This is a genomic window from Longimicrobium sp., from assembly GCF_048594345.1.
GTDB lineage: Bacteria > Gemmatimonadota > Gemmatimonadetes > Longimicrobiales > Longimicrobiaceae > Longimicrobium.
Genome location: NZ_JBMDXM010000175.1, coordinates 14,804 through 40,677, shown reverse-complemented (window position 1 = coordinate 40,677; position 25,874 = coordinate 14,804). Strand labels below are relative to the sequence as shown.

Genomic DNA, 25,874 nt, shown 5'->3' with positions numbered 1-25,874 from the left:
GTGTCCGCCGGCGACTCGTCGCGGACGATCCTCAGCGCGGGCAGGGCCTCCGGGAGCGGTGCGCGCGGGCCCAGGATGGCGCGAGCGGACGTGGCGTTCGCCACGGCGCGCCGCGCCGCCGCCAGCCCGGTGCCGATGGCCTCCGTCTCCGCCGCCACCGCACCTTGCAGCTGCCGATGCACGCGCTCCTCCCAGCCGGACAGCACCTCCCGGGCGCGCTGCTCCAGAAGCACCTCCATCTCCAGCGGCTCGGTGCGGGGCAGGTCGTGGCGCGGCTGGCCCTTGTCGGCGTGCGCGGCGGCGAGCTCCGCCGCTTCCTTTTCCACCGCGGCGGCCTTGTACCCAAACCACACTTCCGTCCGCTTGAGAACGTTGTGCACCGGGTCGCCGTCGATCTCGGAAAGGTCGGCGGCGGTGCCGATGGCCCACCCGTTCTCCGCGTCCACGACGAGGGTGGAATCGGCGTCGGATGCGCCCGCGCCGGCCGCGGGCACGGGACTGGTGTCGTCGGCGGGCGGACGCCGAAGGTTGAAGTTCGGAAGGCGCATCAGGAGTCGAGCTGGTTGGGGATGGAACACACAACGCTGGCCGTGGCGGACCCTACGGCGCCGCGCACAGCGAGGATTCACGACGTCAATCGCGGAAAACCGGTTCGGGCAGGACAGGCAGGGTGGTCCAGATGGAGCGGACGCCGCAACGCTCGGGCGCTGGAAAGGGGACAGTATACATTGAGATCATCCATTTGGGCAAGCCGGCTGCGACAAAATCTGTCGCAGTCCAGGGCAGTTCTGGCTGACGCCGCGCCGCCGTGCGTTGTACCATTTCTCGCAGTTCGTTGTGCAATCAGACGAACGACGGAAAAGCATCACGCGGAGGCGCGGAGGAACTGATGAGGCGCGGAGGCGTTTTTGGCGTTCCCTCCGCGCCTTTTCCGTTTTCTCCGCGCCTCCGCGTGACAATCTTTCCCCTCACTGCACATCGAAACCTGGGAGATGGTATTATTCTTCTTTCTGATTGGTGGGCCTCGCGGCTCCGGTTTTCTCACTCCGCACCCAAATCATGCCTCAACGCGCGATCCTGGTGTTCCTCGACGGAGTCGGGATCGGGGAGGGGGACCTGGCGTTCAACCCGTTTGTGGTCGCGCACCTGCCGCGTATCCAGGCGCTGCTGGGCGGCCGGCTTCCCATCGCGGAGCACCTGGATGCGGACAGGCGCATCGTCAGCGAGCGGGCGGTGCTGGTGGCGGCGGACGCCACGCTGGGTGTAGAGGGGCTGCCACAGAGCGGGACGGGGCAGACCACGCTGCTCACCGGCCGCAACGGCGCGGCGGAGTACGGGCGCCACTTTGGCCCGTGGGTGCCCACGCCGCTTCGCCCCATGCTGGCCGCGGAGAACCTGCTGCGCCGCGCCGCTGACGCCGGGCGGACGGCGGCGTTCGCCAACGCGTATCCGCTCTCCGGCGCGCCCGCCGACCCACGCATCTTTCGCCGCCCCGCCGGCCCCATGCTGGCGGCGCAGTCCGTCGGCGCGCTCACGCGGGGCGCGGCGGAGCTGGCGGAGGGGCGCGCGGTCGCATCGTCCATCACCAACGAACGGTGGCGCGAGCACCTGGGCAGCGACGTTCCCGAAGTCACACCGGAGGAGGCCGCCCGCACCCTCGCCCGCATCGCCGCGGATGCGGACGTCACGCTGTTCGCGCACTACGACACCGACTACACGGGCCACCGCGGCGCCATGGACGGCGCCGTCGCCGCGCTGGAGCGAGTGGACGCCTTTGTCGGCGCGCTGGCTGACGCGCTGCCGGCGGATGCGCTGCTCGTCATCTCCAGCGACCACGGCAACGTGGAGGACGTGCGCGGCGGGCACACCATCCATCCCGTTCCCGTACTCGCGGTCGGCACCAGGCGTGAACAGTTAATGAATGTACGTTCATTAATGGATGTGGCGCTGGCGATGCTTCAGGCACTTGGGATCGATGGGCGAGGGCTATCTTCAGACAACGGTGGATGATAGACTCCCACGATCCGTATTCACCGGGGAGATGAAAGGCAGGATGACGGAAACGACGCTGACGGGGATCCGGGCGGTTCTCTACGACTTTGACGGGACGCTGGCGGACAGCACCGAGCTCATCATGCGGTCGTATCGCCATACGATGCGCACGCACCTGGGCGACGTGCCGGCCGACGAGGTGTGGCTGAGCGGCTTCGGGATGACGCTGGAGTCGCAGATGCGCCGCTTTGGCCGCGACCACGCCGAGGTGGAGGCGATGCTGGACACGTATCGCGAGTTCCAGGACGGTATTCACGACGAGCTGCTGCGCCCGTTCCCCGATGCCGTCGATACGGTGGCGGAGCTGGAGCGCCGCGGGTTCGGGCTGGCGATCGTCACCAGCAAGCACCGCCACGCGGCCATGCGCGGCATGGAGCTGTGCGGCCTGGTGCGCCACTTTGACGTCATCATCACCCCCGAAGACGTGGCGGAGCCCAAGCCGCACCCCGAGCCGGTGCTGATGGCGCTGGAAAAGCTGGGCGTGGCGCCGCACGAGGCGCTGTTCGTGGGCGACTCGCCGCACGACGTGGCGGCCGGCCGCGCCGCCGGCACGCGCACCGCAGCCGCGCTCTGGGGCCCCTTCTCCCGCCAGGCGCTGGAGGATGCACGCCCGGACGCCTTTCTGCGCGAACAGCGCGACGTGCTCCGCCTGCTCAACGGGCACGGCTCAGCCGATTGACGGTAGCGGTGTCGGGAGAGTAACAAGCCACCGAACGGATTGGGCCACGGCGAATGAACTCGGGGCCGCGATAACGCGATGTTCGCCCGCGCGGAAGGGGTTCGCGGCCAGCCGAGGGTGAGTGCCGAAGATTGGATGGGTTGAAAGCCCCGCACGGTTCGCGGGGCTTTCCGCGTTCACTGCCGCGGGTTCAGCACCGCGTGGGATGCGAGGCTACTCGTCGTCGTCGGCCGGGGTGTCGTCGTAAAGGTCTTCGGCGACGGTGATGGTGAGTTCGGCGCGGGTGCCGCCGGGACGCTCCAGCAGGGCGCGGACAAGGTCGGGAAGGTCCATCTCCTCCGGATCGGCGTCGTCGAAGGAGACGGTGCAGGTGCGCTTGAACTCCGGCGGCGTCGCGTCGAACACGCGCTGCACCAGGTCCACCAGCGCCTCGTCCACGCTGGCCAGCGCGTGCAGCACCTCCGTCTTGGCGGTGGCGAAGCGCTCCGCCGCGGCTTCGGCGGCGGTCAGGGCGCCGCCGATCAGGTCGGCGGGATCGGGGTCAGCGGGCACAAGGCGAGGCGGCGACATGCCGAACGAAAACCGCATGAGACGCGCCAAAGCGTCCGCCGTCTGGCGCGATAGGCGCGCTCGCCGTGCACTTGCGCCGCGAACGGCCGCCAGCGGCGCGGAATCAGGCGGAGGCGGGCTCCGCGTTCGTGGCGGCGGCCATCCGGTCCAGCAGGGTGCGGCGGAACGGGTCGCTTGCCGGGGCGACGGCCCGGGCGCGCTCAAACCGCTCCCGCGCGCCGGCCACGTCGCCCTCCGCCAGCGCGATGGCGCCCTCCGCGCGCAGCCGATCGAACGGCGAGACGACCATGGACTTTGCCGGCACCTCGGCCAGGTACGCCCGGGCGGCCGCCGCGTCGCGCGAGACGAACCCCTCGAAGAACGCCGCCTCCACCATCATGGCGGGCACAAAGGCGGGGGGATACTGGTCCGCCAGCTCCAGCGAACGGTGCAGCGCCGCCCGCGCGCCGGCGGTGTCGCCGCGGTCCAGCCGCTGGGTGTAGGCGAGCAGGTTGGCGGTGCATTCGTCGGAGGTGCCGTCGCGGGCGGCGATGGCGGAGCCGACCATCTCGTCGGAAAGATCGCGCGGCGGGGTGCCCATCGTGGTGAGCGCGACCAGCGCCAGGATGGCGGCCTCGCGGTGCGCCTGTGGCCCGCCGCGGGCCAGCCGCAGCAGCCGCGCTCCATCCGACGCAAAGCCGCTGAAGCGCATGGGGATCAGCGTCACCACGCCCAGGCCGAAGGAGATGATCATCATCAGCCCCAGCATCGACTTCAGCAGCGCCGGCCCCTCCGCCGCCGGGCCGGCGGTGAGCGCCGCGGCGGCACCGGCGAGCAGAAAGCTGAACGCGGGTCCGCCCGCCACCATCAGCCCCAGGCGGCGGGGGAGCGCTTCGGTGCCCGTGGGCAGGCACCCGGCAATCCCCCCGGCCAGCGAAAGGTCGCGGTTCAACCCCACACGAATGCGGTCCGTGGCCGAGTCGCGGTCGATGCGCAGCGGCCCCGCCACGAACAGAAAGAAGCGGAAGCCGGCGAGCTTGCCGCCAACCAGGTGCCCCACCTCGTGCGTCACGATGGCCAGGTAGCCGGCGATGAGGGCGGTGAGCGCGACCACCGCGCCCGTCCACGCCCCGAACGCGACGCGCAGGGCCTCCTTGTCGCCCACGCCGGTCATGTCCTCACCCAGCAGGCGGACTGCGCCCATGGCCAGCAGCGCGCCCAGCGCACCGCTGAAGACGCCGACCAGCAGGCCGCGCCAGGCGGGCTTTTTGGCGGGCTTGCGGATGATGGGCGGCTGCGCGGCGGAACCGGGGACTTCGAGAGCGGCGTCCATGGTGGGAATCCTGCGTAGCTCGGCGATGTAGATCGGGGGATCGGGCGCAAACGTATGATGCAAAGACGAGGGCGCATCGTCCAGACCCGCCGCGCGTGCTTGACGTTCGCGGGGCGCGCGGCCTATATCTCCCGGCGAAATCAGCACCGGCCCGAACCGCGCGGAGAGCATCATGGCGAACGTCCCGCAGGACCTCAAGTACACCAGCCAGCACGAGTACCTCAAGCCCGCCGGTGAGGACGGCGTGTTCTACGTCGGCATCACCGACTTTGCCCAGGGCGAGCTGGGCGACATCGTCTTCGTGGAGCTGCCCAAGCCGGGGTCGAAGTACGAGGCCGGCGCGGTGTTCGGCACCATCGAGGCAGTCAAGGCCGTGTCGGACCTGTACATGCCCGTGTCGGGCGAGGTGGTGGAGGCCAACGGCGCGCTGGACGCCAACCCGGCGGCCATCAACAGCGACCCGTACGGCGAAGGCTGGATGATCAAGGTGCGCGCCGACGACGCCGCGGCCGTGGCGGCCCTGCTGGACGCCGCCGGGTACGAGGGGCTGATCGGATAACGGAGTGCGAAAGTACGAGAGTGCGAGAGTGCGAAAGTAACGGCTCAACTTTCGCACTCCCGCACTTTCGCACTCCTTCTTTCACGCACTTCCGCACTGTTTGATCATGGCGACGCTTACCTGGATCGGGCACTCCTGCTTTACGCTGGAGCACGACGGCACGCGCATCCTCATCGATCCGTGGATCGACGACAACCCCTCCGCCACCATCAAGAGCGGCGACGTGGGGAAGATCGACTACATCCTCGTCTCGCACGGCCATTCCGACCACTTTGCGGACTGCGTAAAGATCGCGAAGAAGACGGGGGCCACCGTCATCTCCACCTTCGAGCTGGTGTCGTTCTGCCAGAAGCAGGGGGCCAAGAACGGGCACGGGATGAACATCGGCGGCGCGTACCTGTTCCCGTTCGGCCGTGTGAAGCTGACGCCCGCGCTGCACACCGGCTCCATCGACGGCGACGACGGCGCGTTCACCACCGACTGCTGCGGGTTCCTGATCAGCCTGGAAGGCGGGCCCAGCATCTACCACGCGGGCGATACGGCGCTGATCATGGACATGCAGCTGCTGCAGGGGCGCGTGGACGTGGCCATCCTTCCCATCGGCGACAACTTCACCATGGGGCCCGAGGATGCGGCCCGCGCCGTGGAGATGATCCAGCCTGAGATCGTCATCCCCATGCACTACAACACCTTCCCCGTCATCGAGCAGAACCCCGAGGGCTTCCGCGAGATGGTGGGCGACGCGGCCCGCGTGGAGATCCTGCAGCCCGGCGGCACGTTCGAGGTGTGACGGCGGGGTGACGGGATGGATTTGTGATGGGAGAATTTCCGCCCTCCGCCGATGATCGGCGGGGGGCGGATTTTCGTGCGTGGACGGCGGAGGGCCCTCTCCCCCGCCAGGCCTTTCGCTCGTTCCTCGCGACGGCTGGCGACCCCTCCCCCAACTTCGGGGGAGGGGTGGTGGCGAGAGATCGAAGCTCGGCGACAGGCGTTGAGTTGGCGCCCGCGGGGGCCCTCACCCGCTCGCTTAGGCTCGCACCCTCTCCCGCAAGCGGGAGAGGGTATAAACTTCGATCCCGCTTCGACATGCCTCAGAGCGGGTTCCCTCTCCCGCGCGGTTTGCGGCAAAGGAGCTGGGAGTAAGCCCTCCCGCGGACGCAGCTCCCAATCCAGCCGAAGCACTCAGATCCCCGCCCCAACCCCAACCTCCCCCAGGGTTTTTTGGGGGAGGTGGGCGAGTGGTGCTCGCCCGGAGGGGGCGCCGAGGGTCGCGCCACACCATCGGCGCCGCCCCGCCGCCCGTGCCGTGTATCCCCCCTCCCGCGCAGTTTGCGGGAGGGGGTGGCGCGCTCTCAGGCGCCGCCGGGGGAGGGCCCGCGGGAGGACCCCATTGCGCCTCGCGGCCCGTCGCCTGCTATTGTCCCACCCCCTCGCCCGCACGATGCAGAGCGGACGCGGCGCGCCGCCGATGTACGACGACGCGCGGATGTGGAATCGGGATGAAATCGACGGATGGATCAACGTAGCTGATGCCGGAACTGCCCCTCACGCTGTATCGCGCCGCCTGGGTTCTGCCCGTCTGCGCCGACCCCATCCGCAACGGCGCCGTGCTGGTGGGCACGGACGGCCGCATCGCGGCGGTGGGGCCGGCGCTCGCCATCGAGCCGCCGGAGGGGTGCGTCATCGAGGAGCTGGGTGAGGCCGCCATCCTCCCCGGCCTGGTCAACGTCCACGCGCACCCGGAGCTGGCGATGTTCCGCGGGGCGCTGGAGGACCTGTGCTTTCGCGACTGGATCCTGCGGCTGGTGGGCGCCAAGCGGGCGGCGCTGACGGAAGCGGACTTCGAGGCCGCCGCGCGCTGGACGATGGTGGAGGCGCTACGCTCCGGCATCACCACGCTGGCGGCGACGGAATCGTCCGGGGCGTCGGCCCGGGCACTGTGCGAGGCGGGACTGCGCGGCGTGGTCTACCAGGAGGTTTTCGGTCCGGACCCGGCGGTGTGCGGCGAGATGATGGACGGCCTGCGCGCCAACGTGGAGTGCCTGCGCGCCTGGGAGTGCGACCGGGTGCGCATCGGCGTGTCGCCGCACGCGCCGTACACGGTGTCGGACGCGCTCTTCACCGCCACGGCGGAGTACGCGATCGCCGAGGGGCTTCCGATGGCGGTGCACGCGGCGGAAAGCGCCATCGAGCACCAGCTGGTGCAGGCGGGGGAGGGGGATTTCGCCCCGGGGCTGCGGGCGCGCGGCATCGACACGCCCCCGCGCGGCCGGACCACGGTGGAGATGCTGGACCGGCTGGGCGTGCTGCGCGCGCGGCCGCTGCTCATCCACTGCGTGCTGCTGGACGCGGACGACATCCGCCGCGTGCGCGACACCGGGTCGGCCGTGGCGCACTGCCCCGTGGCCAATGCGCGGCTGGGGCACGGCCTGGCGCCGTATCCGGAGTTGATCGCCGGGAACGTGCGCGTGGGGCTGGGAACGGATTCCGTGGGGAGCAACAACCGCCTGGACCTGCTGGAAGAGGCGCGCATCGCCAGCATTCTGCACCGCGCGCGGCTGGCGGACTGCGGCGTCCTGGGCCCCGCGGAGCTGCTGAGGCTGTGCACCCTCGACGGGGCGCGGGCGCTGGGGATGGAGGACACCGTCGGCACGCTGGAGCCGGAGAAGGACGCGGACCTGTGCGTGGTTTCGCTGGCCGCGCCGCACGTGCGCCCGGTGCACGATCCCGTGGCCGCCGTCTTTCACGCCGCGCGCGGCTGCGACGTGGTGCTGACGGCGGTGCAGGGGCGCGTGCTGTACCGCGACGGCCTGCTGGCCACGCTGGACCCCGCCGCGCTGGAGCCGGTGATGGACGACGCGGCCCGGCGGCTGCGGGAGGCGATGACGTGACGCGCGCCGCCGACGCCGCGCAGGACGGGCGCTCGCGCGAGGTGCGCCGGGTGCTGATGCTCATGCTGGGCGTCAGCCTGGTGCTGGTGGCGGCCAAAACGGCGGCGGGGCTGATCTCCGGCTCGCTGGCGGTCCTCGGCGGCGCGTTCGATTCGGGGCTGGACGTGCTGACGACGCTGGTGGCCATCACCCTGGCGCGCGTGGCCGGGCAGGAGCCGGACGAGCAGCATCCATACGGCCACGAAAAGTTCGAGGCGCTGGGCGCGCTGGCGATGGTGGCGTTCCTTTCCATTACCGTCTACGAGCTGGTGCGGACGGCGCTGGGGCGCATTGGCGGGGACGGCGGCGAGCGGGTGGATACGGGGCTGGGCGCGGGTGTGATGGCGGTGTCGCTGGTGATCGGCATCGTGGCCTCGGAGTACGAGCGTCGTCGCGGCATGGCGCTGCAGAGCGAGCTGCTGCTGGCGGATGCGGCCCACCTGCGCGCGGACGTCTACGTCACCCTGGCCGTCCTTGTGGGCCTGCTGCTGACGCGCTTCGGCTGGCGCTCGGGGGACGCGTGGACCACGCTGCTGGTGGCGATCCTCATCACACGCACCGGCTTTCACATCCTCCGCGAAACCATTCCCGTGCTGGTGGACGAGGCCGCGGTGGAGGCGACGGAGATCCGGCGGATGGCGGAGGCGATGGACGGGGTGGATGCCGCCTACGACGTGCGCTCCCGCGGCCGTCGCGAAGGGGCGCGGTTCGCGGAGCTGACGATCGCGGTGCGCAGCGGGCTGGACATCGAAGAAGCGCACGAGATCGCGGACCTGGTAGAGGACGAGGTGCGCCGCCGGCTGGGCGCGCGGCGCGTGGTGGTCCACGTGGAGCCGCGTTCCGCCGCGCCGGCGCGGGTGCTGGAAGGGCCGGCGGAGTGACGTCGCTTCCCCGCGCCGCCGGCGCCGAGCGGATGGACGAGCCGGACCAGGACCCGGCGGAGCTCAACCGCTCGCTCGCGGACCTGCGGCACGTGAACCGCTGGCTGGGCGGCTACCGCGTGGTGCTGCATCACCTGGCAAAGCTGGTGGCACGGCATCCGCGGCCCTCGTACCGCGTGCTGGACGTGGCCACCGGATCGGCGGACATCCCGCTGAAGGTGGCGGCGTGGGCACGGGCGCGGGGAATCCGCATGCAGGTCGTGGCGACGGACAACCATCCCACCACGCTGGACGTTGCGCGGCGGCACGCGGCGGCGGACGCGAACGTGCGCGTGGAGCCGGCGGACGCGCTGCATCTGCCGTACGCGGACGATGCGTTCGACTTCGCCGTGTGCTCCACCGCGCTTCACCACTTCGACGCGCGCGCGGACCTGCTGCGGGTGCTGGGGGAGATGCATCGCGTGGCGCGCATCGGCGGGATCGTCAACGATTTGCGGCGTTCGCGGCCGGCGTACGTGGGCGCGCGGCTGCTGGCGGCGACGTTCTGGCGCCGCCACCCCGTGACCGCGCACGACGGCCCGCTCTCCGTCCGCCGCGCGTTCACCCCCGCGGAGCTGGACGACCTGGCCCGCGCCGCCGGCCTTCCCGGCGCCCGCGCGCACCGCCACGAGCCGTTTCGCGTGGCGCTGGTGTGGGAGGGGGAGCGGTGATGAGGACGCGTTCGGCAGTCGGTCGAGGGTCGTCGAGCAGGCGGTCGTGCACGCCGCCCGCAAGGGCGAATGAATTCGCTGCAACAACTACACAAAGTCCGCCTGCGCGGACTCGGCGGCCTGGCGGTGTGCGGCGTTCCAGGCACCTGAGCGTCCGCAGCCACGCGCGCGACCGGCTCCGTCCCGGGCGATTGGAGTCGCGGCTACAACGGCACGAAGTCCACCTTCGTGGACTCGGCGGCCTGGCGGGGTGCGGCGTCCCACGCACCTGCGCGTCCGCAACCACACCCGTCCGCACGCCTGGGATTGTCATCTGGGGGGAGCGTTGCGCCAGCCTTCATGCGCCGATCCCGCGGCCACAATCCACGCAGGCGGATTCCGTGACGTTCCAGCCGCGGTTTCAACCGCCCCGACGCGGGGCCGGCGCTGACGGCCGTTTCCCTCTCCTCCCGAGGCGCCCATGACGTGGGACACCATCGTGGTGGGCGGAGGGCCGGCGGGGAGCGCGGCGGCGGCGCTGCTGGCGCGGGGTGGATGGCGTACGCTGATCATCGACCGCGCCCACTTTCCGCGCCGCAAGCCGTGCGCGGAGTGCATCAACCCCGCGGGCGTGGCCGCGCTGCGCCGGCTGGGCGTGCTGGACCGGGTGATGGACGCCGGCCCCGCGCGGCTGGACGGCTGGCGGATCGTGTCGGACGCCGGACCATCGTTCCTGGGGCGGTTCAGCGGCGGCGTGCATGGGATCGCCCTGCCGCGCGAAACGCTGGACGCCATCCTCCTGGACCACGCCCGCGACGCCGGCGCGCAGGTGCGGACCGGCATCAAGGTCACCGACCTGCCGCGGGATGAGGACGGGCGCGTACGCGGCGTGATCGCGGGCGGGGAGGAGATCGCGGGGCGGATTGTGATCGGGGCGGATGGGCTACGCTCGATCATCCTCCGACGCCTGGGATTGCTGGCCCGCGCGCCGCGGCTGCGGAAGCTGGCGCTTACGGCGCACGTGCGCGGGCTGCCGGACATGCGCGGCTGCGGCCAGATGCGCGCGCGGGGCCGCAGGTGCGTGGGCATCGCGGAGGTCGGCGGCGGGCTGGCGAACGTGACCGTCGTCGTTCCCGGCGAGCAGGCGCACGAGGTGGGCGGCCACGCCGATGCGTACTTCGACGCGGCGCTGCGGGAGTGCGGGTTCGCGGACGCGCAGCGGGTGGACGACGTGCTGGCGACGGGCCCCTTCGACTGCCCCGTGCGCGGCGCCGTGGCGGACGGCGCGCTGCTCGTGGGGGACGCGGCGGGCTACTACGACCCGTTCACCGGGCAAGGCATCTACCGCGCCCTCCGCGGCGCCGAGCTGGCGGCGGAAACCGTCGGCGCGGCGCTGCGGGCGGGCGACACCTCGGCCGCCGCGCTGATGCCGTACGAGCGCGCCCGCCGCCGCGCGTTTGGGCCCGGCGAACGGCTGCAGCACGTGGTAGAGGCGTTCGTTTCGCGGCCGCGGCTGCTGGGGTGGGCCGCCCGCCGCCTGGACCGCCGCCCGCAGCTGGGCGACGCCATCATCCACGCCACCGGCGACGTGCGCCCCGTGCGCTCGCTGCTGCGCCCCAGCCTCATCGCCCAGATCATCGTCTGATGCCCGGACCCATCCTGTACGACGTCACCCGCCCGCTCTTTGCGGGGCACCCCGTCTGGCCGGGGGATTCGCCGTGCCGCCTGGACTGGAAGGCGCGGATGGGGCCCGGCGTGCCCTACAATCAGTCCGAGCTGCGGATGAGCCCGCACACCGGCACCCACGCTGACGGCCCGTTCCACATGCTGGCGGACGGAATGATGATCGGCGCGGCGCCGCTGGACGCGTACCTGGGCCCCGCACGGGTGGTGGATGCGACCGGCCGCGCGTCGCTGGATGCCGCCTGGGCCGCCGGGGTGCTGGCCGCCGGCGCGCCGGAGCGGCTGCTGGTGCGCACCGGCGCGTGGACGGACCCCGCCGTCTTCCCCACCCGGTTCGCCGCGCTTGACGCCGATGCCGTGCGGATGCTGGTGGATGCGGGGCTGCGCCTGTTCGGCACGGACGCCCCGTCGCCGGACCCGTTCGATTCCGCGGACCTGACCGCGCACCACGTGCTGCTGGGCGCCGGCGCCGGCATCCTGGAGAACGTGATGCTGGATGGCGTACCGCCCGGCGAGTACGAGCTGATCGCGCTCCCCCTGCGCCTGGTGGAGGCGGAGGCGTCGCCCGTGCGCGCCGTGCTGTGCGCCATCGAGCAGACGGCTGCGGCGGCGCTGGGACCCTCCCCCGGCGGCGCCTGAGAGCGCGCCACCCCCTCCCGCAAACTGCGCGGGAGGGGGGATACACGGCATGGGCTTCGACGCGTTGCCGAAGGTGCGGGGCAAGGGGCGGCGCCCCCTCCGGGCTCGTAAACCTCGCCCACCTCCCCCGAAACTGCCGGGGGAGGTTGGGTGTGCGGCTGCCATTGGTGAGTTGGGGAGAGGGTGGTGCGAAATGGTAGGCCGCCCCCCTCCCCGGCCCTCCCCCACAAACTGCGTGGGGGAGGGAGATCTCGATGGTCGTATGTCGTACCGGGATTGAAGTTTATACCCTCTCCCGCTTGCGGGAGAGGGTGCGAGCCTAAGCGAGCGGGTGAGGGCCCCAGTCGACGCAGTCGGATGCCTGCCGAAGGGTCCTGAAGTTCTCCCCTCTCCGTGAGGAACGAACGGGGAGGGGCCGGGGGAGGGGCACCGCGGGCGCAATCCACGGCCTGCTTCACACACCACATCCACCCATGATGCTGCAAACCATCCTCGCGCCGAACGCATCTCCCATGACGCTGGACGGCACGCGCACGTTCATCGTGGGGCGCGAGCGGCCGGTGGTGATCGATCCGGGGCCGGACGATCCGTCGCACCTGGACGCCATCGTCGCCGCGCTGAACGGGCACGCGCCGATCGCCATCCTTCTCACCCACGGCCACACCGACCACTCCGCGTCCGCGGGGCTGCTCTTTGCGCGCACGGGCGCGCCGGTGCGGATGGCGCGGGGTGCGCTGGTGCCGCTGCAGGAGGTGGTCACGGAGTGGATCGAGGACGGGGAGCGGATCGAAACGGACGCGGGCGCGCTACTGGCGGTCGCCACGCCGGGGCACGCGCCGGAGCACGTCTGCTTTCTGTGGACGGACGGGCCGGCGGAGCACGAGGGCGCGCTGATCGCGGGCGACATGTTCATGGGCGGCGCAGTCACCACGCTGGTCGCGCCGCCGGAGGGGAGCCTGACGGACTACCTGGCTTCGCTCGACCGGCTGGAGGCGCTGCGGCCCGGCGCCATCCACCCCGCCCACGGCCCCGCGATCGCGGACGGGATGGAGGCCATCCGCCGCTACCGCGCCCACCGCGCCGAGCGCATCGAGCAGGTGGTCCGCGCGTTGCGGCAGGGACCCGCGGCACCGGGCGAGCTGATCGACCGCGTGTACGGCGCCGAGCTGCACCCGGGGCTCCGCGGGGCCGCGGAGGGCTCGCTCCGCGCGATTCTCAGTCATCTCGCCGGCGCCGGACGCGTCCGTGCATCCGGCGGCCGCCATCACCTGACCGACAGCTGAATGCCCATTGACCCCACCGCGCTGGACCAGGCGCTCGCCCGCATCCAGCCGCACGTCATCGACGCGCACCTGCGCTTTCTATCCCACGAGCTGCTGGAGGGGCGCGCCCCCGGCACCCGCGGCGGCACGCTGGCCATGGAGTACATCCGCGGCCAGTTCCAGCGCATCGGCCTGCACCCCGTCGACGGCGCGTACCTGCAGGACGTGCCGATGGTTGGCCTTACGCCGCATCCCACCCTCGCGCTGCAAACGCCGCAGGGGGCGATGGAGCCGCGGTACGAGGACGAGTACGTGCTGGAGGCGGGCGTCCCCGAGGAGCAGGTGGAGACGGATGCGGAGCTGGTCTTCGTGGGATACGGGATCGCGGCGCCGGAATACCAGTGGGACGACTTCAAGGGCGTGGACCTGCGCGGCAAGGTGCTGCTGATCCGCGTGAACGATCCGGGGACGGAGGCCACGCCGGACTTCTTTGGCGGCAAGGCGCTTACGTACTACGGGCGCTGGACGTACAAGCTCGAGGAGGCGTCGCGGCGCGGGGCGGCGGGGGCCCTGTTGATCCACACGGATGAATCCGCCGGCTATCCGTGGAGCGTGGTGCGCACCTCCAACACGGGGACGCAGTACGGCCTGGCCGGCGCGCCGGAGTTTCCGCTGCAGGTGCGCGGCTGGATCAGCGAGTCGGTCGCGCGCGACCTGCTGGCACGCGGAGGATACGACTTCGCCACGCTGATGGCGGATTCGGAGAACCGCGGCTTTCGTCCGCTGGACACTGGCGTCCGCGTCCGCGCCTCCGTCCGCAGCCAGGTGGAGCCGGTGCGCACGGCCAACGTCGTGGGTCTGCTGCCGGGGAGCGACCCCGCACGCGCGGCGGAGCCGGTGGTCATGACTTCGCACTACGACCACCTGGGCGTGCGCGACTCCGCCGACGGGGAGCGGCGCGTGCACCCCGGCGCGTACGACAACGCCAGCGGCGTCTCGCTTCTACTCGCGCTGGCGGAGGCGGCGGCCGCCATGCCCGTGCGCCCGCCGCGCCCCCTGCTCTTCGTGGCGACCACGGCGGAGGAATCGGGGCTGATCGGCAGCGAGTGGTACGCGCGCAATCCGCTCTTTCCCCTGGCGACCACCGCCGCCGCGCTGAACGTGGACGGCGCCAACCTGCAGGGCCGCACGACGGACATCGTCCCCATCGGCGCCGACCGCTCCTCGCTGGGAGATCTCGTGCGCGCGGCGGCGGGAGAGGAAGGGCTGGAGGTGCGGCCGGATCCGCATCCGGAGCAGGGCATCTTCTACCGCCAGGACCACTTTCCCATGGCGCGGGCCGGCGTTCCCGCGCTGGCGTTCGACCACGGGCTCACCTTCGAGGGGCGGCCGGAGGGGTGGGGGCAGACGTGGTACGAGGAGTTCGTGACAAAGCACTACCATCAGCCGTCGGATTCTTATCACGAAGGGTGGGACTACGCCGGCGCCCTGCAGCAGGGGCGGGTGATGCTGCGCACGGCGCTGGACGTGGCGTGGAGCGGCCCGCTTCCCGCATGGCTGCCCGGCGCGGGGTTCACGCGGCGGTAGCTGGATCCCGTTCTTTCTCGGACGATCGGCACGCGCGGGGGGGGAACCCCGTACGCTGCGGCGGATCTGACCAGAACGGGGCGCGGCACGCACCGTGCGGCGGCCCCGCCGCTTTCCGCCCGCACGCCGGGCGATTCTCTGGAGCCAGCTTGTGTCCGTCGTGTCTGCAATGGTGGAGCTAAACCGCCATGCGGTCCTTGAGGCGCTTGCCGACGGGTTCTGCATCGCGGACGCTGGATATCGCATCAGCTACTGGAACGCCGCCGCGGAGCGCCTGTTTGGCGTGGACCGCGCCGACGCGCTGGGCCGCGCCCTGTGGAGCGTGGTCCCCGGCACGGCGGACGGGCAGGTGCGCGAACGGCTGGCACGCGTGGCCGACCAGGGCGTGGTGCTTAACCTGACGGTGCTGAGCGACCGCGAGCTGTTCGTCCGCCACCTGGCCGTGCACGCCTCGCCCATGGAGGACGGCGGCATCGCGCTGCACTTTCGCGACGCCACGGGCGAGCAGCGGCTGGCCGACCAGTACGAGCAGCTGCTGGAAAGCATCCGCGACGGCTTTATCGCGGTGGACCGCGAGTGGCGCATTCTGTATGTGAATCGCGCCGCGGAGGTGCTGGTCTCGCTGCGCCGCGACCGCGCGGCGGGGACGGACCTGTGGGAGCTGCTCCCCGCGGAACCCGCCTACCTGGGCACGGCCATCCGCGCCACCATGGTGGACCGCGAGCCGCGGCACCTGCCCGCGCTGTATCCCAAGGGCCCCGTTTTTCGCGACCGCTGCTTCGACGTGTCCATCCACCCGCTCCCCGACGGCGGCGTGTCGATGCTGTTCGAGGACGTAACGGAGCGCATCATCCGCGAGCGGGAGCTGGCGCGGCTGGCGGCCGAGGCGGAGGAGGCCAGCCGCGCCAAGAGCCGTTTTTTCGCCGCCGCCAGCCACGAGCTGCGCACCCCGCTGAACGCCATCGTGGGGTACACGCACCTGCTGGCCACGCAGACCTACGGCGACGTTCCCGCCGGCGCGGCGCGGGCCAGCGAGCGCGCCTGCGTGTGCGCGGAGCACCTGGCGCGGCTGGTGGACGACGTGCTGCTGCTGACCACGGTGGAGATCGACCGGCTTCCCCTCTTTCACGCCCCCGTGCGGCTGGGCGACTTTCTACCTCCGGTGCTGCAGCACCTGGCGCAGCAGGCCGAGGCCAAGCGTCTGGAGTTTCACCTGGACGTGGCGGACGGCCTGCCCGTGGTGGAGACGGATCCGGAGCGGCTGCGCCAGGTGGTGACGGCGCTGGTGAGCAACGCCATCAAGTTCACGGCGAGGGGCGCGGTGGGGGTGCGGGCGCAGGTGGTGGATGGGGGCCGGTGGATGGAGGTCGCGGTGCGCGACTCCGGCCCCGGCGTGCCGGAAGAGGCCAGCGAGCGGATTTTTCACCCCTTTGAGCAGCTGGGCGAGGAAGCACGGTCGGATTCGCTGAACCGCGGCACCGGCCTGGGCCTGACCATCGCCCGCCAGCTCGCCCGCCGCCTGGACGGCGACATCGTTGTGCGCCCCGCCCACGGCGGCGGCGCCGAGTTCGTCCTGCGCCTGCCGATGGAGTCGCGCCCAGCGGACCGTGAGTCATGATGCGCTACGGCGGGGCCCTCACCCCCCCCAGGCCTTTCGCTCGTTCCTCGCGACGGATGGCGATCCCTCTCCCGCAAACTGCGCGGGAGAGGGGTGTGAGTGAATCCGTGGGTACGGCGCGCTCCGGCCGGTTGAGGTGGACGAAACACCCGCGCTTGTCGACGCGCGATTGAGGTCTCCCCCTCTCCCACGCAGTTTGTGGGAGAGGGGGTCGGGGGGGTGAGGGCCGCCCGCGGACGAAGTTCGATGTCTGTCGTCGCGCCTTCTTCCGTCCCAACCACCCCGACGACCCGCGTCTCCTCTGGAAACTTGTGCCTCGGCGGCGTATCTTGCCGCGTTCTCGATCGCCCAATCACCCGCAGCACGGCTGATGCTTCGCCTTCACGAGTACGCGTACCACCGCCCCGGCACGCTGGACGAGGCCGTCGCGTTTTTGCGCGCGCATGAGGACGCCATGCCCATCGCGGGCGGGACGGACCTGATGCCGAACATGAAGCACCGGCTGTTCACGCCCCGCCACCTGGTGGCGCTCAAGGGCGTGCGCGAGCTGCATGGCGTGTGGCTGGCGGATGCGGACGGAAACGCGGTGGAGGAGGGATCGCCGGCGGCGGCGCAGGTGGTGATCGGCGCGTGCACCACGCTCACGCAGATCGCGCGCAACCCGCTGGTGCGCCGGACGATGCCGTCGCTGGCCGAGGCGGCGGGAAAGGTGGCGGGACCGCAGATCCGCAACCAGGGGACCATCGGCGGCAACCTGTGCCTGGATACGCGCTGCACCTACTACAACCAGTCGCTGTTCTGGCGTCAGGCGCTGGGCTTCTGCCTCAAGAAGGACGGCGAGGTGTGCCACGTCACGCGCACCGGCAAGAAGTGCGTGGCCGCCCACTCGGCCGACACGGTGCCGGCGCTCATCACCCTGGGGGCGTCGGTTGACCTGGTGTCGGCGGACGGAACGCGAACGGTGGGAGTAGACCCGTTCTTCGTGGCCGACGGCATGTGGAACACGGTGCGGAAGCGCGACGAGCTGGTGGCGCGCGTGCGCATCCCGCTGCCCGATCCCGCGGTGCGCACGGCGTATGTAAAGGTGCGGCAGCGCAACTCCATCGACTTTCCCCTGCTCTCCATCGCCGCGGCGGTGGAGCTGGCGCCGGACGAGACGGTGCAGCGCATCTCGCTCGTCGTGTCTGCGCTGGGGTCGCGGCCGCGGGTGGTGACGGGACTGGAAAAGGTCGCGGTGGGGCACCGGCTGGGCGAGGTGGTGGAGGCGGTGGCGCAGCAGGCGTTCAAGCAGTGCCATCCGCTGGAGAACCTGATCGTCGATCCCGAATGGCGCCGGGCGATGGTCCCCGTCTACGTGCGCCGCGCGCTGCAGGAGATGATCCCCACCCGCGCCCTGGCGGCGTAGGGCCCGCACCGGAAGCCGGTCCGCGATCATCCGCCGCCGACCCGTCGCGATTGGAACCAGGGGCGTGCCGCGCGCATCCCGGAGTTCGGATCGTGATCGGGGACGTGCCGTCCGCGCATAGGGGGTTGGCGCGTTCGATCCGGCAACGTGGCGCGTCTGCATCCACGGACCGCGCGTTGGATCCGGTGACGTGGCGCGTCCGCCTGCAGGAGCGAATGAATTCGCCGCTACAAAGGCGCAAAGTCCGCCTGCGCGGACTCGGCGGCCGGACGGCGGAGGGCGTTCCAGACACCTGCGCGTCCGCAACCGGGGAGATTCCCGGATCAGTATCGCCTTCGACGCAAAACCCGTGGGGCCGGCTCCGATTGGTCGAAGCCGGCCCCACGTCGTCGGAGAGAAGGTCCTTCGTCCGCGCGCCAAACGGTTGGGGTGGCGGATGGATCTGCGCGGCGCTCCGTCAGCAAGCCACCGTCCGACGACCCGTGATTCGTCGTTGCGCCCCCGGGCCAGCGGCCACAATCCGCGAAGGCGGATTTCGTGACTTTCCAGCCGCGATTTCACGTTCACTCGCCAAACACCGGCGCGGGCCCATCACACCATCACACCATCACACCATCACACCTCCACACCCTCACAGACTGCGCAACGCCTCCATCAGCTCCTGCTTGTCCATCTTGCTGCGCCCGGGGATCTTCTTCTGCTTCGCGATGTTGTACAGCTCGTCGCGGGTGCGGTCCTCGTAGCCGCTGTTGGGATTGCCGGTGCCCTGCGTGTGCTTGTTGGGCGTGCGGCCCTCCAACCGGCGGTTCTTGTTGACGGTGCGCGCGGCGATCTCCTGGGCGCGCCCTTCGTCCATCCCCTTGTCGAGGTTGCTCTCCTTGATCGCCTCGTACATCGTTTCGTCGTGCTTGCTCCAGCCCTTCGGCATCGCTTCCTCCAGGATCAGGTGTGCCCGCGGCCCCGCGTGAGGCAAGAAATCGGCCTGAACGCTGCATTTTGATCCCCCATGGACGAGTGGCGGATCGCACGCGCCCCACACGCGAAGGAATGTCCGTCTTTACGTGACGCCCGGGAATCGATTACATTCCCTGTCCGCTGCACCTCGTCCTTCCGCCGTACGTTTCGTTCTCCCCAGCGCATGCGGCCGTTTCGCCTGTCCCGGCGAGCCATCGCGCTCGCGGTTCTGCTGGTTTCGCCGGGCATGGCCACGCCGGCGGCGGCGCAGGTGCGCGCGTACCAGCTTACCAGCGACAACGACGCGTACAACTTCTGGATCCCCATGGCGGTGCGGCCCGACTACGAGTACAGCAACGGGCTGCGGGTGGCGGTAGAGGCGGACGGGGCGGTACTGTGGAGCGGATTGTCGCGCACCCTTGCCCCCTGCGCGGCGGGGACGGCGGCGCCGGACGCGGAGGCCGGGTGCGCCTCGACCACGTTCGAGGCGGGGCAGCGGCTGTACGCGCCGCGCCTGGACACGTACGAGCCGATGGTGGGCCAGCGCCCGTACGCCGGCTGGCTGTACGCCGCGGCCACCGGGCGGGTGGTGGATGGAAACACGCGCCACACCGTGGGCATCGAGGCCGGCGTGACGGGAAGTCCCTCGCTGGGCGAGCCGGTGATGGAGACGTACCACCGCGTGGCCGGCTTCTGGGCCCCGGTGGGATGGCGCCACCAGCTGGCGTTCGAGCCGGCGGTGGCGATCCGCTACGGGATGGAGCGGCGCGTGGCCGAGGCGCGGATCGGCGGGGTGCGCGCGGCGGACGTGGTGGCACAGGCGGGCGCGTCGGCGGGGAACCTGCGCACCGCCGTCCAGGCGGGTGCCCGGGCGCGCGCGGGGATGCAGCTGCCGCACCCGTGGGCCGCGCGGGCACCGCGGGCCCTGTCGGCGTACGTGGCGGCGGGCGCGGCGGCGCAGGTGGTGGCGCACGACCTGTTTCTGGACGGCAACACCTTTGGCGGCAACACGCGCGTCTCGCGCGAGCCGCTGGTGGCCGAGACCAGCTGGGGCGTCGGAATCGTGGCGCGGCGGCTGGGCGTGGAGTACCGCGTGCAGCGCCGCTCCCGGTCGTACGCCGAGGAGCCGGGCGGGCACCCGTACAGCACCATCGAGATCACCTGGCGGCGCTAGGCCGCCGTTTTCACGCGGCGATGCGAAACACGCCGCACACCATCGGCGTATCAAGCGCCGTCGGAACCACCCAACCCGAGTCTCACGGAGCCATGAGAACGTCCAATCCGTCGCTGAACTCCAAGACCTTCGAGCAGGCCGCCCCGGGCGCGGGCGTCATGACCATCGGGGGCACGGTCAACAAGGTGGGCATCCTGCTGGTGCTGATGCTGGTGCCCGCGTCGTACATGTTCAGCAAGGTGCTGACGAACTGGGATCCCAACGCCGCGATGGGCACCGCGGTGATGGGAGCGATCGGCGCGCTGATCTTTGCGCTGATCACCGTCTTCAAGAAGACGTGGGCCCCGGTGACCGCGCCGATCTACGCGGTGCTGGAAGGCCTGTTCCTGGGCGGCATCTCGGGCGTGTTCGAGGCCAGGTTCCCCGGCATTGCGCTGCAGGCGATCGCGCTGACCATCGGCACGCTGTTCACGCTGCTGCTGGCGTACCGCTCGGGGCTGATCCGCGCCACGGAGAACTTCAAGCTGGGCATCGTAGCGGCCACCGGCGGCATCTTTCTGTTCTACATGGCGAGCATCGTGCTGGGCTTTTTTGGCGTGCAGATGCCGCTCATCCACAGCAACGGCACGTTCGGCATCCTGTTCACCCTGTTCGTGGTCGTGATCGCGGCGCTCAACCTGGTGCTGGACTTTGACTTCATCGAGCAGGGCGCGGAGATGGGCGCGCCCAAGTACATGGAGTGGTACGCCGCGTTCGGCCTGATGGTGACGCTGGTGTGGCTGTACCTGGAGATCCTGCGCCTGCTGGCCAAGCTGCAGAGCCGCGACTGAGTTTCCGGTTTTCGGTGGATGGATGAAGGGCGGGCTCCCCGGCGCGGGAGCCCGCCCTTTCTTTCATCCCCCAAAAATCAAAAGAGGATGGGGTACAGAGGAACAGACAAAGCCGGAGGAACAGAGGACGTGCTTCCTCTGTTCCTCTGGCCGTGCTCTGTTCCTCTGTACCCCATCCTCTGTTTGGTTGTGTGGACCTACTCGGACCTGGATGCGCGCACCGGGCCGGCGGGGGTGTCGACCACCAGCGCGCCGGCTTCCAGGCGCACGCGGCTGATGGCGCCGGTGCCGATGTCGTACGAGGCCCACGCGTCCGGGGCCACGGGAACGAACACGGCCGCCGGCGGCTCGCGCATGGGCGTAACGCCGGACACCCGGTCGCCGGCCCAGGTTACGCGCAGCAGCGGCGTGCCGCGCTCGAAACGCAGGCGAACCGTCGTGAACGCCCTGCCGCCGCGCGGCGAGGTGCCCACGTGCTCCACCCCCTGCAGGGCGCCCAGCCGCGCGCGGGCGTCGGTCATGTACTCCTCGTGCTCCGCGCGAATCTCGCCTTCGGGCACTTCGGGGCCAAACGCCCGCAGAAGCAACGCGTAGTCGCCGTCCGCCGCCGCCCGCAGCATGGCGACGGCGCGCGCGCCCAGCGAATCCATCCGCGCATCGCCCACACCGCCGTTGAGCAGCGCGTACGCCTCCTGCCCCTGCGGCCGCAGGACCAGCCGCTCGCCGTCCGCCGCTACCGCCATCGTGGCGTCTCCGGAAAGGCGGTACGTGCCCGCCGCGGCGGCGGCGCGCGCCGGGTCGCCGCCGGCCGCCGCGGGCGGGGCGACCACCTCGCCGCCGCCAAAGATCGTCCGCGCCACGGCGGTGAGCGTGCGCTCGGCGGGCGCCTCGGTGGTGTTCGACATCACCAGCACCACCACGCCCTCGTCCACGTAGCGGCGAAAGTCGGCGAAGAAGATGCCGTTGCCGCCGTTATGGGCGATCAGCTTCGTTCCCCGCGCCGTGGGACCGATGGCCCAGCCGTAGCCGTAGTGCGAGCGGCCTTCCGGGTCTTCGGGAACGTGCGGCATCCACATCTTCCGCTTGGCCTCCGCGCTCAGGATGGCGTCGCCCTCCAGCGCCTGGTGCCAGCGGAACAGGTCCGCCACACTGGACAGCACGCCGCCGTTGCCGCGCAGGTTCCAGTACGGCCCGTCCGCCGCCCACAGGTGGTCCGTCGGCGTGCCCCAGCGCTGGCCGCCGCGGTAGCCCACCGCCAGCTCACCCGGGCGCCACTGCACGCCACGGTAGCCGGTGCGCGTCATCCCCGCGGGCGCCCACAGCTTCTGGCGGGCGTAGTCCTCGTACGGCATCCCCGACGCCTTTTCCACCACCATGGCCAGCAGCGAGTAACCGGCGTTGCTGTAGTCGTAGCGCGTGCCCGGCGCCCACTGCAGCCGCGAGGCCAGGATGACGCCGGCCAGCGAGTCGCGCTCCGCTACCTGGTAGTCGCCGCCGAACACGTCCTGCAGCCCGGACGAGTGCGTCAGCAGGTGGTGCAGCGTCATCCCCTGCTTGTCCGCTGGGACGTCCGGGAACCAGCGCGAGACGGGGTCGTTCACGCTGACCTTGCCCTCCATCTCAAGCTTCAGGATGGCCGCGGCGGTGAACTGCTTGGTGATGGAGCCGATGTCGAACACGGTTTCCGGCGTCACGGCGACGTTGTTCTCCCGGTCCGCCAGCCCGTAGCCGTGGGCCAGCACCACCTGGCCGTCCTTGCCGACGAGCAGCGAGCCGGAGTAGCCGAAGGGGACCAGGCGCTTCATGTGCTCGTCCAGCCGCTGCGCCACCTGCCGCGCGTCCTGGTTGATGGGAAGGGGGCCGGTCTGCTGCGCGGGCTGCTGTGCGCCGGCGGCCGTGGCCGTCATCGCCACCGTTGCGAGGGAAAACAGGGTTCTGTGGATGTTCATCGTTCGTTCCGGGGCAAGGGCTCCGCCCCGGGATGCCCGTTTCAGGCATCCCGCGGGGGGCCGTTTCGTGTTGTGGGGAGGGTGGGTTCAGGCCGGTGCTACCACCGTCGGTTGGGCCGGGTGGAATCGGCGAAGTGGGTGAACATGCGCCGCAGCCAGGCGTCGCGGTCGGTGCCGCTGAAGTCGCCGTTCCAGGTGTAGCGCAGCCGGCCGTCGCTTCCCGGCTGGATGCGGACGCGGCGGGTGGCGCCTTCCGCGGTTTCGCGAAAGACCACGAAGCCGTCCCCGGAGATGCGCTCGAAGTCGCGGCGGTCGGCGGTGAGCAGGACGTCCCTGGCCAGGAGCACCAGGTCGCTCCGCCGCCCGTCCACGGTCTGCTGGTGCGAAAGGACGGTGGTCCCGTCGGTATCGTCCAGGTTCTCCTCCGGCACGGTGTCGGCCGGGGAGGGAGCCTGGTCCGGCGCGGCCGCACCGGACCAGGCCGCCATCACCCGCGCGCGGGCCGGCGCGCCGCCGATCGAACCGGCCGCGGCCTCGAACGCCTGCGCCACCCGCGCGTCACGGGAAAGGAGGGGGGCGATCTGCGTCATCATCCGCTCCTTCTCCCGCTCGGAGCCCAGCGCCGCCGCCTCGCCGATCACCCGCACCTGCATGGCCGCGTCCACCTTGCGGCTGGCGATCAGCCCCGCGAGGGCGTGGCGGCGGTCCGCGTCGTCGCCCAGGCGCCGCGACAGGGCCAGGTACTCGGCGTGCACCCGGCCGTCCGCGGGGAGCGCGGGGGCAATGCCGATCAGCAGCAGCGCCAGCTCCTTGCCGCCGCCGATGCGCCGCGCGTGGCGGAACATCTCCATCCAACCCTCCGTCCGCAGCTTTCCGGGCGCCGCCAGCGCGGTCAGCACCCGGCGCAGGTCCGCCTCAGCGCCGATGCGGCCGGCGGCGCGCAGGTAGGCGGCGTGCACCCGCGGGTCGGCGGGAACCAGATCGGCGGCGCGGAGCAGCAGGTCGGGCACCTCGGCGTAGTCCTCCAGGGTGGCGACCCCGTCCAGCGCCCGGCTCATGGTCACCGGGTCCAGCCCGCCACGCAGCAGCGCGGCGGCGTACTCGGACCGCAGCGTCTCGTTGGCCGCGCGGTCCGTCTCACCAGCCACGGCGTCCGCGCCCTGCTGCGCCAGGAGGGTGGCCGCGCGGTGGTTGGCGCCGTACTGGGAGATGCCCATCAGCTCGGAGAGCGCGGACGCCAGCCAGCGCTCGCCCTCCGGCCCCCACGCCACCTCACGCCCGCCGATGCGCAGCGTCCGATGGATGCCGCCGCGCTCCCCGGCGCGGAGGACGACCTCCGTGGAGCGGCCGCCGTCGCGCAGGGCGATCTGGAACGTTCCCCCCGGCGCCACCGAGCGGACGGCCGTGTAGTCGTCCGCGAAGCGCACGTCGCCCTCCATGCGCGCGCTGCCGCTGCACGTGCCGGTGTTCCACCGGGCGGTGTACACGCCCTGGACGTCGGTTTCTTCGTCAAAGCTGCTGCCGCGCGCGGGAACAAAGCAGGGCGCGGGAGCAACGGTCAGCGGCTCCGCGGCGCCGGCGCGCGCGGGGGTGAGCGCCGCGATCACGGCCAGCAGCGCCCCGGCGCCAATCAGCGCGGGCGCCGCCACGTGCGCGGGGACGGGGCCACGCGCGCGCTCGGCGCTCAGCACCGCGTGCAGCCGCGTGCGAAGCTGGCTGGGGCGCGCCATGGGGACGGCGGCCAGCGGGGTGGCGCGGGGCGGGCGCAGCGTGCGCGCCACGTCCAGCAGGTGCCCGGCGTAGTCCGCGCCGCGCGACCCGGCGATGAGCACCTGGTCGTCGCAGGCGTGCTCGCTTTCCAGCCGCAGCCGGCGCGCGGCCGCCCAGGCCAGCGGGTTGAACCAGTGCAGCGCGCACGCGGCCTCGGCCACCAGCCGCCACGCGCAGTCGCGCCGCCGCACGTGCGCCAGCTCGTGCGTCAGCACGGCTTCAAGCCGGTCCGCCGGCCACTGCTCCGTCCCGGCGGGAAGCAGCACGCAGGGTCGCGCGACCCCCCAGGTGAGCGGCATGCACCCCACCGCGCCCTCCAGAAGCGTGACGCGGCGGTCGATCCCCATCCGCCACACCAGCCGGTCGCGCATCTCCGCCGCGGGCCCGTCCGCCAGCGGCCGTGCCGTCCGCGCCTCGCGCCGCACGCGGGTCACACTGCTGGCCAGCCGCGCCAGCGCCAGCAGCACGCCCAGCATCCACGACCCCACCACCACGCCGCCGAGCGCATCCCACATCCCGCTCCGCTCGTCCACGGCGGGCGCGGAAGTCTCGATCGTCCCGGCCGCGGCCGGCGCGGCGTCGGCGTTCGGAGCCGTGTCCAGGATCAACCGCAGCGCATCCGCCGTCCTCGTCTCGCGCGCCGGCTCCGAGGAACGGGCAGGCGCGTACGCGACGGGCTCTGCCGGAAGGATCGGGAGCCGCCAGGAGGGGAGCGCCAGGCCCAGGACCGGAAGCGCCAGCAGCCCCGCGAAGCCGAGGGTCCACGCCATGTGCCGCGCGCTGGCCGCCGCGCGCCGCAGCATCACCGCCGCGATCGCCGCGGCCGCCAGGACGACGGTGCCCTTGAGTGCCAGGTCCGCGACGGCGCTCACGGCCGCGGCGGTGTCGATCCCCATCATCCCGCTCATTTGCCCTCCTTCTGGCGCCGGATCAGCTCTTCCAGCTCACGCATCTCTTCGGCGGAGAGCGCCCCTTCGTCTGGATCCAGCAGCGCGGCCACGGCCTTGGCGCGTGATCCGTCAAAGAAGGTGCGCACCAGCCGGTGCAGCGCCGACTCGCGCGCCTCGTCGCGGGGGATGACGGCGGAGTACAGGTAGCGGGGGCCGTCCTGCACCGAGGTCAGGTAGCCCTTGTCCTGCAGCTTGCGCAGCATGGCACGCACGGCGCTGTAGCTGGGCGGCTCGGGAAGGTCTTCCAGAACCTCCGCGGCGGTGGCGGAGCCGCGCTGGTACACGGAATCCATGATCTGGCGCTCGCGGCGGGTCAGGTCGCGGTAGGCTTCGCGCATGGGGCTGACGAGGATCTTCGGAGGATGGAGGTGCTACGTCCGT

The 25,874-nt window shown here is 71.5% G+C and carries 22 protein-coding genes; 15 read left to right on the top strand and 7 right to left on the bottom strand.

Annotation, left to right across the window (positions count from 1 at the left end; genetic code table 11):
* Positions 1–548 (bottom strand): hypothetical protein (locus ACOJUJ_RS19355; RefSeq protein ID WP_420128543.1); only part of this gene is annotated, 548 nt, incomplete at its 3' end.
* Between the two features lie 511 nt (positions 549–1,059).
* Between ACOJUJ_RS19355 and ACOJUJ_RS19350 the strand changes: the two genes are divergently transcribed.
* Positions 1,060–2,010, top strand: a complete 951-nt coding sequence (locus ACOJUJ_RS19350; protein WP_420128542.1) for an alkaline phosphatase family protein — start codon at positions 1,060–1,062, stop codon at positions 2,008–2,010.
* 43 nt (positions 2,011–2,053) lie between these two features.
* Positions 2,054–2,731 carry an HAD-IA family hydrolase gene (locus tag ACOJUJ_RS19345; RefSeq protein ID WP_420128541.1) on the top strand — a complete coding sequence of 226 codons (678 nt, stop codon included), beginning with the start codon at positions 2,054–2,056 and terminating at the stop codon, positions 2,729–2,731.
* A 213-nt stretch (positions 2,732–2,944) separates the two neighbouring features.
* Here ACOJUJ_RS19345 and ACOJUJ_RS19340 read toward each other — a convergent pair whose 3' ends face one another.
* Positions 2,945–3,319, bottom strand: coding sequence for a hypothetical protein (locus ACOJUJ_RS19340; RefSeq protein WP_420128540.1), 375 nt, complete (start codon positions 3,317–3,319; stop codon positions 2,945–2,947).
* A gap of 85 nt (positions 3,320–3,404) precedes the next feature.
* Positions 3,405–4,613 carry a hypothetical protein gene (locus ACOJUJ_RS19335; protein WP_420128539.1) on the bottom strand — a complete coding sequence of 403 codons (1,209 nt, stop codon included), beginning with the start codon at positions 4,611–4,613 and terminating at the stop codon, positions 3,405–3,407.
* Between the two features lie 172 nt (positions 4,614–4,785).
* Between ACOJUJ_RS19335 and gcvH the strand changes: the two genes are divergently transcribed.
* From gcvH to ACOJUJ_RS19280, 11 genes are all read left to right on the top strand, one after another.
* Complete coding sequence (gene gcvH, locus ACOJUJ_RS19330) at positions 4,786–5,172, top strand: glycine cleavage system protein GcvH (RefSeq protein ID WP_420128538.1); 387 nt, start codon at positions 4,786–4,788, stop codon at positions 5,170–5,172.
* Between the two features lie 106 nt (positions 5,173–5,278).
* On the top strand, positions 5,279–5,962 hold the full coding sequence (locus ACOJUJ_RS19325; RefSeq protein WP_420128537.1) for a metal-dependent hydrolase: 684 nt from the start codon (positions 5,279–5,281) through the stop codon (positions 5,960–5,962).
* 739 nt (positions 5,963–6,701) lie between these two features.
* Positions 6,702–8,063, top strand: a complete 1,362-nt coding sequence (locus ACOJUJ_RS19320; RefSeq protein WP_420128536.1) for an amidohydrolase family protein — start codon at positions 6,702–6,704, stop codon at positions 8,061–8,063.
* Positions 8,060–8,983, top strand: a complete 924-nt coding sequence (locus tag ACOJUJ_RS19315; RefSeq protein WP_420128535.1) for a cation diffusion facilitator family transporter — start codon at positions 8,060–8,062, stop codon at positions 8,981–8,983. The genes ACOJUJ_RS19320 and ACOJUJ_RS19315 overlap by 4 nt, the downstream gene beginning before the upstream one ends.
* Positions 8,980–9,693: a methyltransferase domain-containing protein gene (locus ACOJUJ_RS19310; protein ID WP_420128534.1), complete on the top strand. Its 714-nt coding sequence runs from the start codon at positions 8,980–8,982 to the stop codon at positions 9,691–9,693. Before ACOJUJ_RS19315 ends, ACOJUJ_RS19310 begins: the two co-directional genes overlap by 4 nt.
* A gap of 460 nt (positions 9,694–10,153) precedes the next feature.
* On the top strand, positions 10,154–11,317 hold the full coding sequence (locus ACOJUJ_RS19305; protein WP_420128533.1) for an NAD(P)/FAD-dependent oxidoreductase: 1,164 nt from the start codon (positions 10,154–10,156) through the stop codon (positions 11,315–11,317).
* On the top strand, positions 11,317–11,994 hold the full coding sequence (locus ACOJUJ_RS19300) for a cyclase family protein (RefSeq protein ID WP_420128532.1): 678 nt from the start codon (positions 11,317–11,319) through the stop codon (positions 11,992–11,994). The genes ACOJUJ_RS19305 and ACOJUJ_RS19300 overlap by 1 nt, the downstream gene beginning before the upstream one ends.
* A gap of 473 nt (positions 11,995–12,467) precedes the next feature.
* Positions 12,468–13,277 (top strand): MBL fold metallo-hydrolase, encoded by an 810-nt coding sequence (locus ACOJUJ_RS19295; protein ID WP_420128531.1) that lies wholly within the window; start codon positions 12,468–12,470, stop codon positions 13,275–13,277.
* Positions 13,278–14,843 (top strand): M28 family peptidase, encoded by a 1,566-nt coding sequence (locus ACOJUJ_RS19290; RefSeq protein WP_420128530.1) that lies wholly within the window; start codon positions 13,278–13,280, stop codon positions 14,841–14,843.
* Positions 14,844–14,994: 151 nt separating this feature from the next.
* Positions 14,995–16,461, top strand: coding sequence for a PAS domain-containing sensor histidine kinase (locus ACOJUJ_RS19285; RefSeq protein WP_420128529.1), 1,467 nt, complete (start codon positions 14,995–14,997; stop codon positions 16,459–16,461).
* A gap of 370 nt (positions 16,462–16,831) precedes the next feature.
* Positions 16,832–17,866, top strand: coding sequence for an FAD binding domain-containing protein (locus ACOJUJ_RS19280; RefSeq protein WP_420128528.1), 1,035 nt, complete (start codon positions 16,832–16,834; stop codon positions 17,864–17,866).
* 631 nt (positions 17,867–18,497) lie between these two features.
* On the opposite strand, the gene ACOJUJ_RS19275 is transcribed toward ACOJUJ_RS19280, so the two are convergent.
* Positions 18,498–18,794 carry a Rho termination factor N-terminal domain-containing protein gene (locus tag ACOJUJ_RS19275; RefSeq protein WP_420128527.1) on the bottom strand — a complete coding sequence of 99 codons (297 nt, stop codon included), beginning with the start codon at positions 18,792–18,794 and terminating at the stop codon, positions 18,498–18,500.
* A 210-nt stretch (positions 18,795–19,004) separates the two neighbouring features.
* Here ACOJUJ_RS19275 and ACOJUJ_RS19270 point away from each other — a divergent pair, with 210 nt between their 5' ends.
* Both ACOJUJ_RS19270 and ACOJUJ_RS19265 read left to right on the top strand, forming a co-directional pair.
* On the top strand, positions 19,005–19,994 hold the full coding sequence (locus ACOJUJ_RS19270) for a lipid A-modifier LpxR family protein (RefSeq protein WP_420128526.1): 990 nt from the start codon (positions 19,005–19,007) through the stop codon (positions 19,992–19,994).
* 92 nt (positions 19,995–20,086) lie between these two features.
* On the top strand, positions 20,087–20,824 hold the full coding sequence (locus ACOJUJ_RS19265; RefSeq protein WP_420128525.1) for a Bax inhibitor-1/YccA family membrane protein: 738 nt from the start codon (positions 20,087–20,089) through the stop codon (positions 20,822–20,824).
* A 197-nt stretch (positions 20,825–21,021) separates the two neighbouring features.
* Here ACOJUJ_RS19265 and ACOJUJ_RS19260 read toward each other — a convergent pair whose 3' ends face one another.
* The 3 genes from ACOJUJ_RS19260 to ACOJUJ_RS19250 all read right to left on the bottom strand — a co-directional run bounded on the left by ACOJUJ_RS19260 (position 21,022) and on the right by ACOJUJ_RS19250 (position 25,831).
* Positions 21,022–22,773 (bottom strand): serine hydrolase domain-containing protein, encoded by a 1,752-nt coding sequence (locus ACOJUJ_RS19260; protein ID WP_420128524.1) that lies wholly within the window; start codon positions 22,771–22,773, stop codon positions 21,022–21,024.
* Positions 22,774–22,871: 98 nt separating this feature from the next.
* The gene (locus ACOJUJ_RS19255) at positions 22,872–25,451 is read right to left on the bottom strand and encodes a M56 family metallopeptidase (RefSeq protein ID WP_420128523.1); all 2,580 of its coding nucleotides are present in this window, start codon (positions 25,449–25,451) and stop codon (positions 22,872–22,874) included.
* Positions 25,448–25,831, bottom strand: a complete 384-nt coding sequence (locus tag ACOJUJ_RS19250; RefSeq protein ID WP_420128522.1) for a BlaI/MecI/CopY family transcriptional regulator — start codon at positions 25,829–25,831, stop codon at positions 25,448–25,450. The genes ACOJUJ_RS19255 and ACOJUJ_RS19250 overlap by 4 nt, the downstream gene beginning before the upstream one ends.
* Between the last annotated feature and the right edge of the window lie 43 nt (positions 25,832–25,874).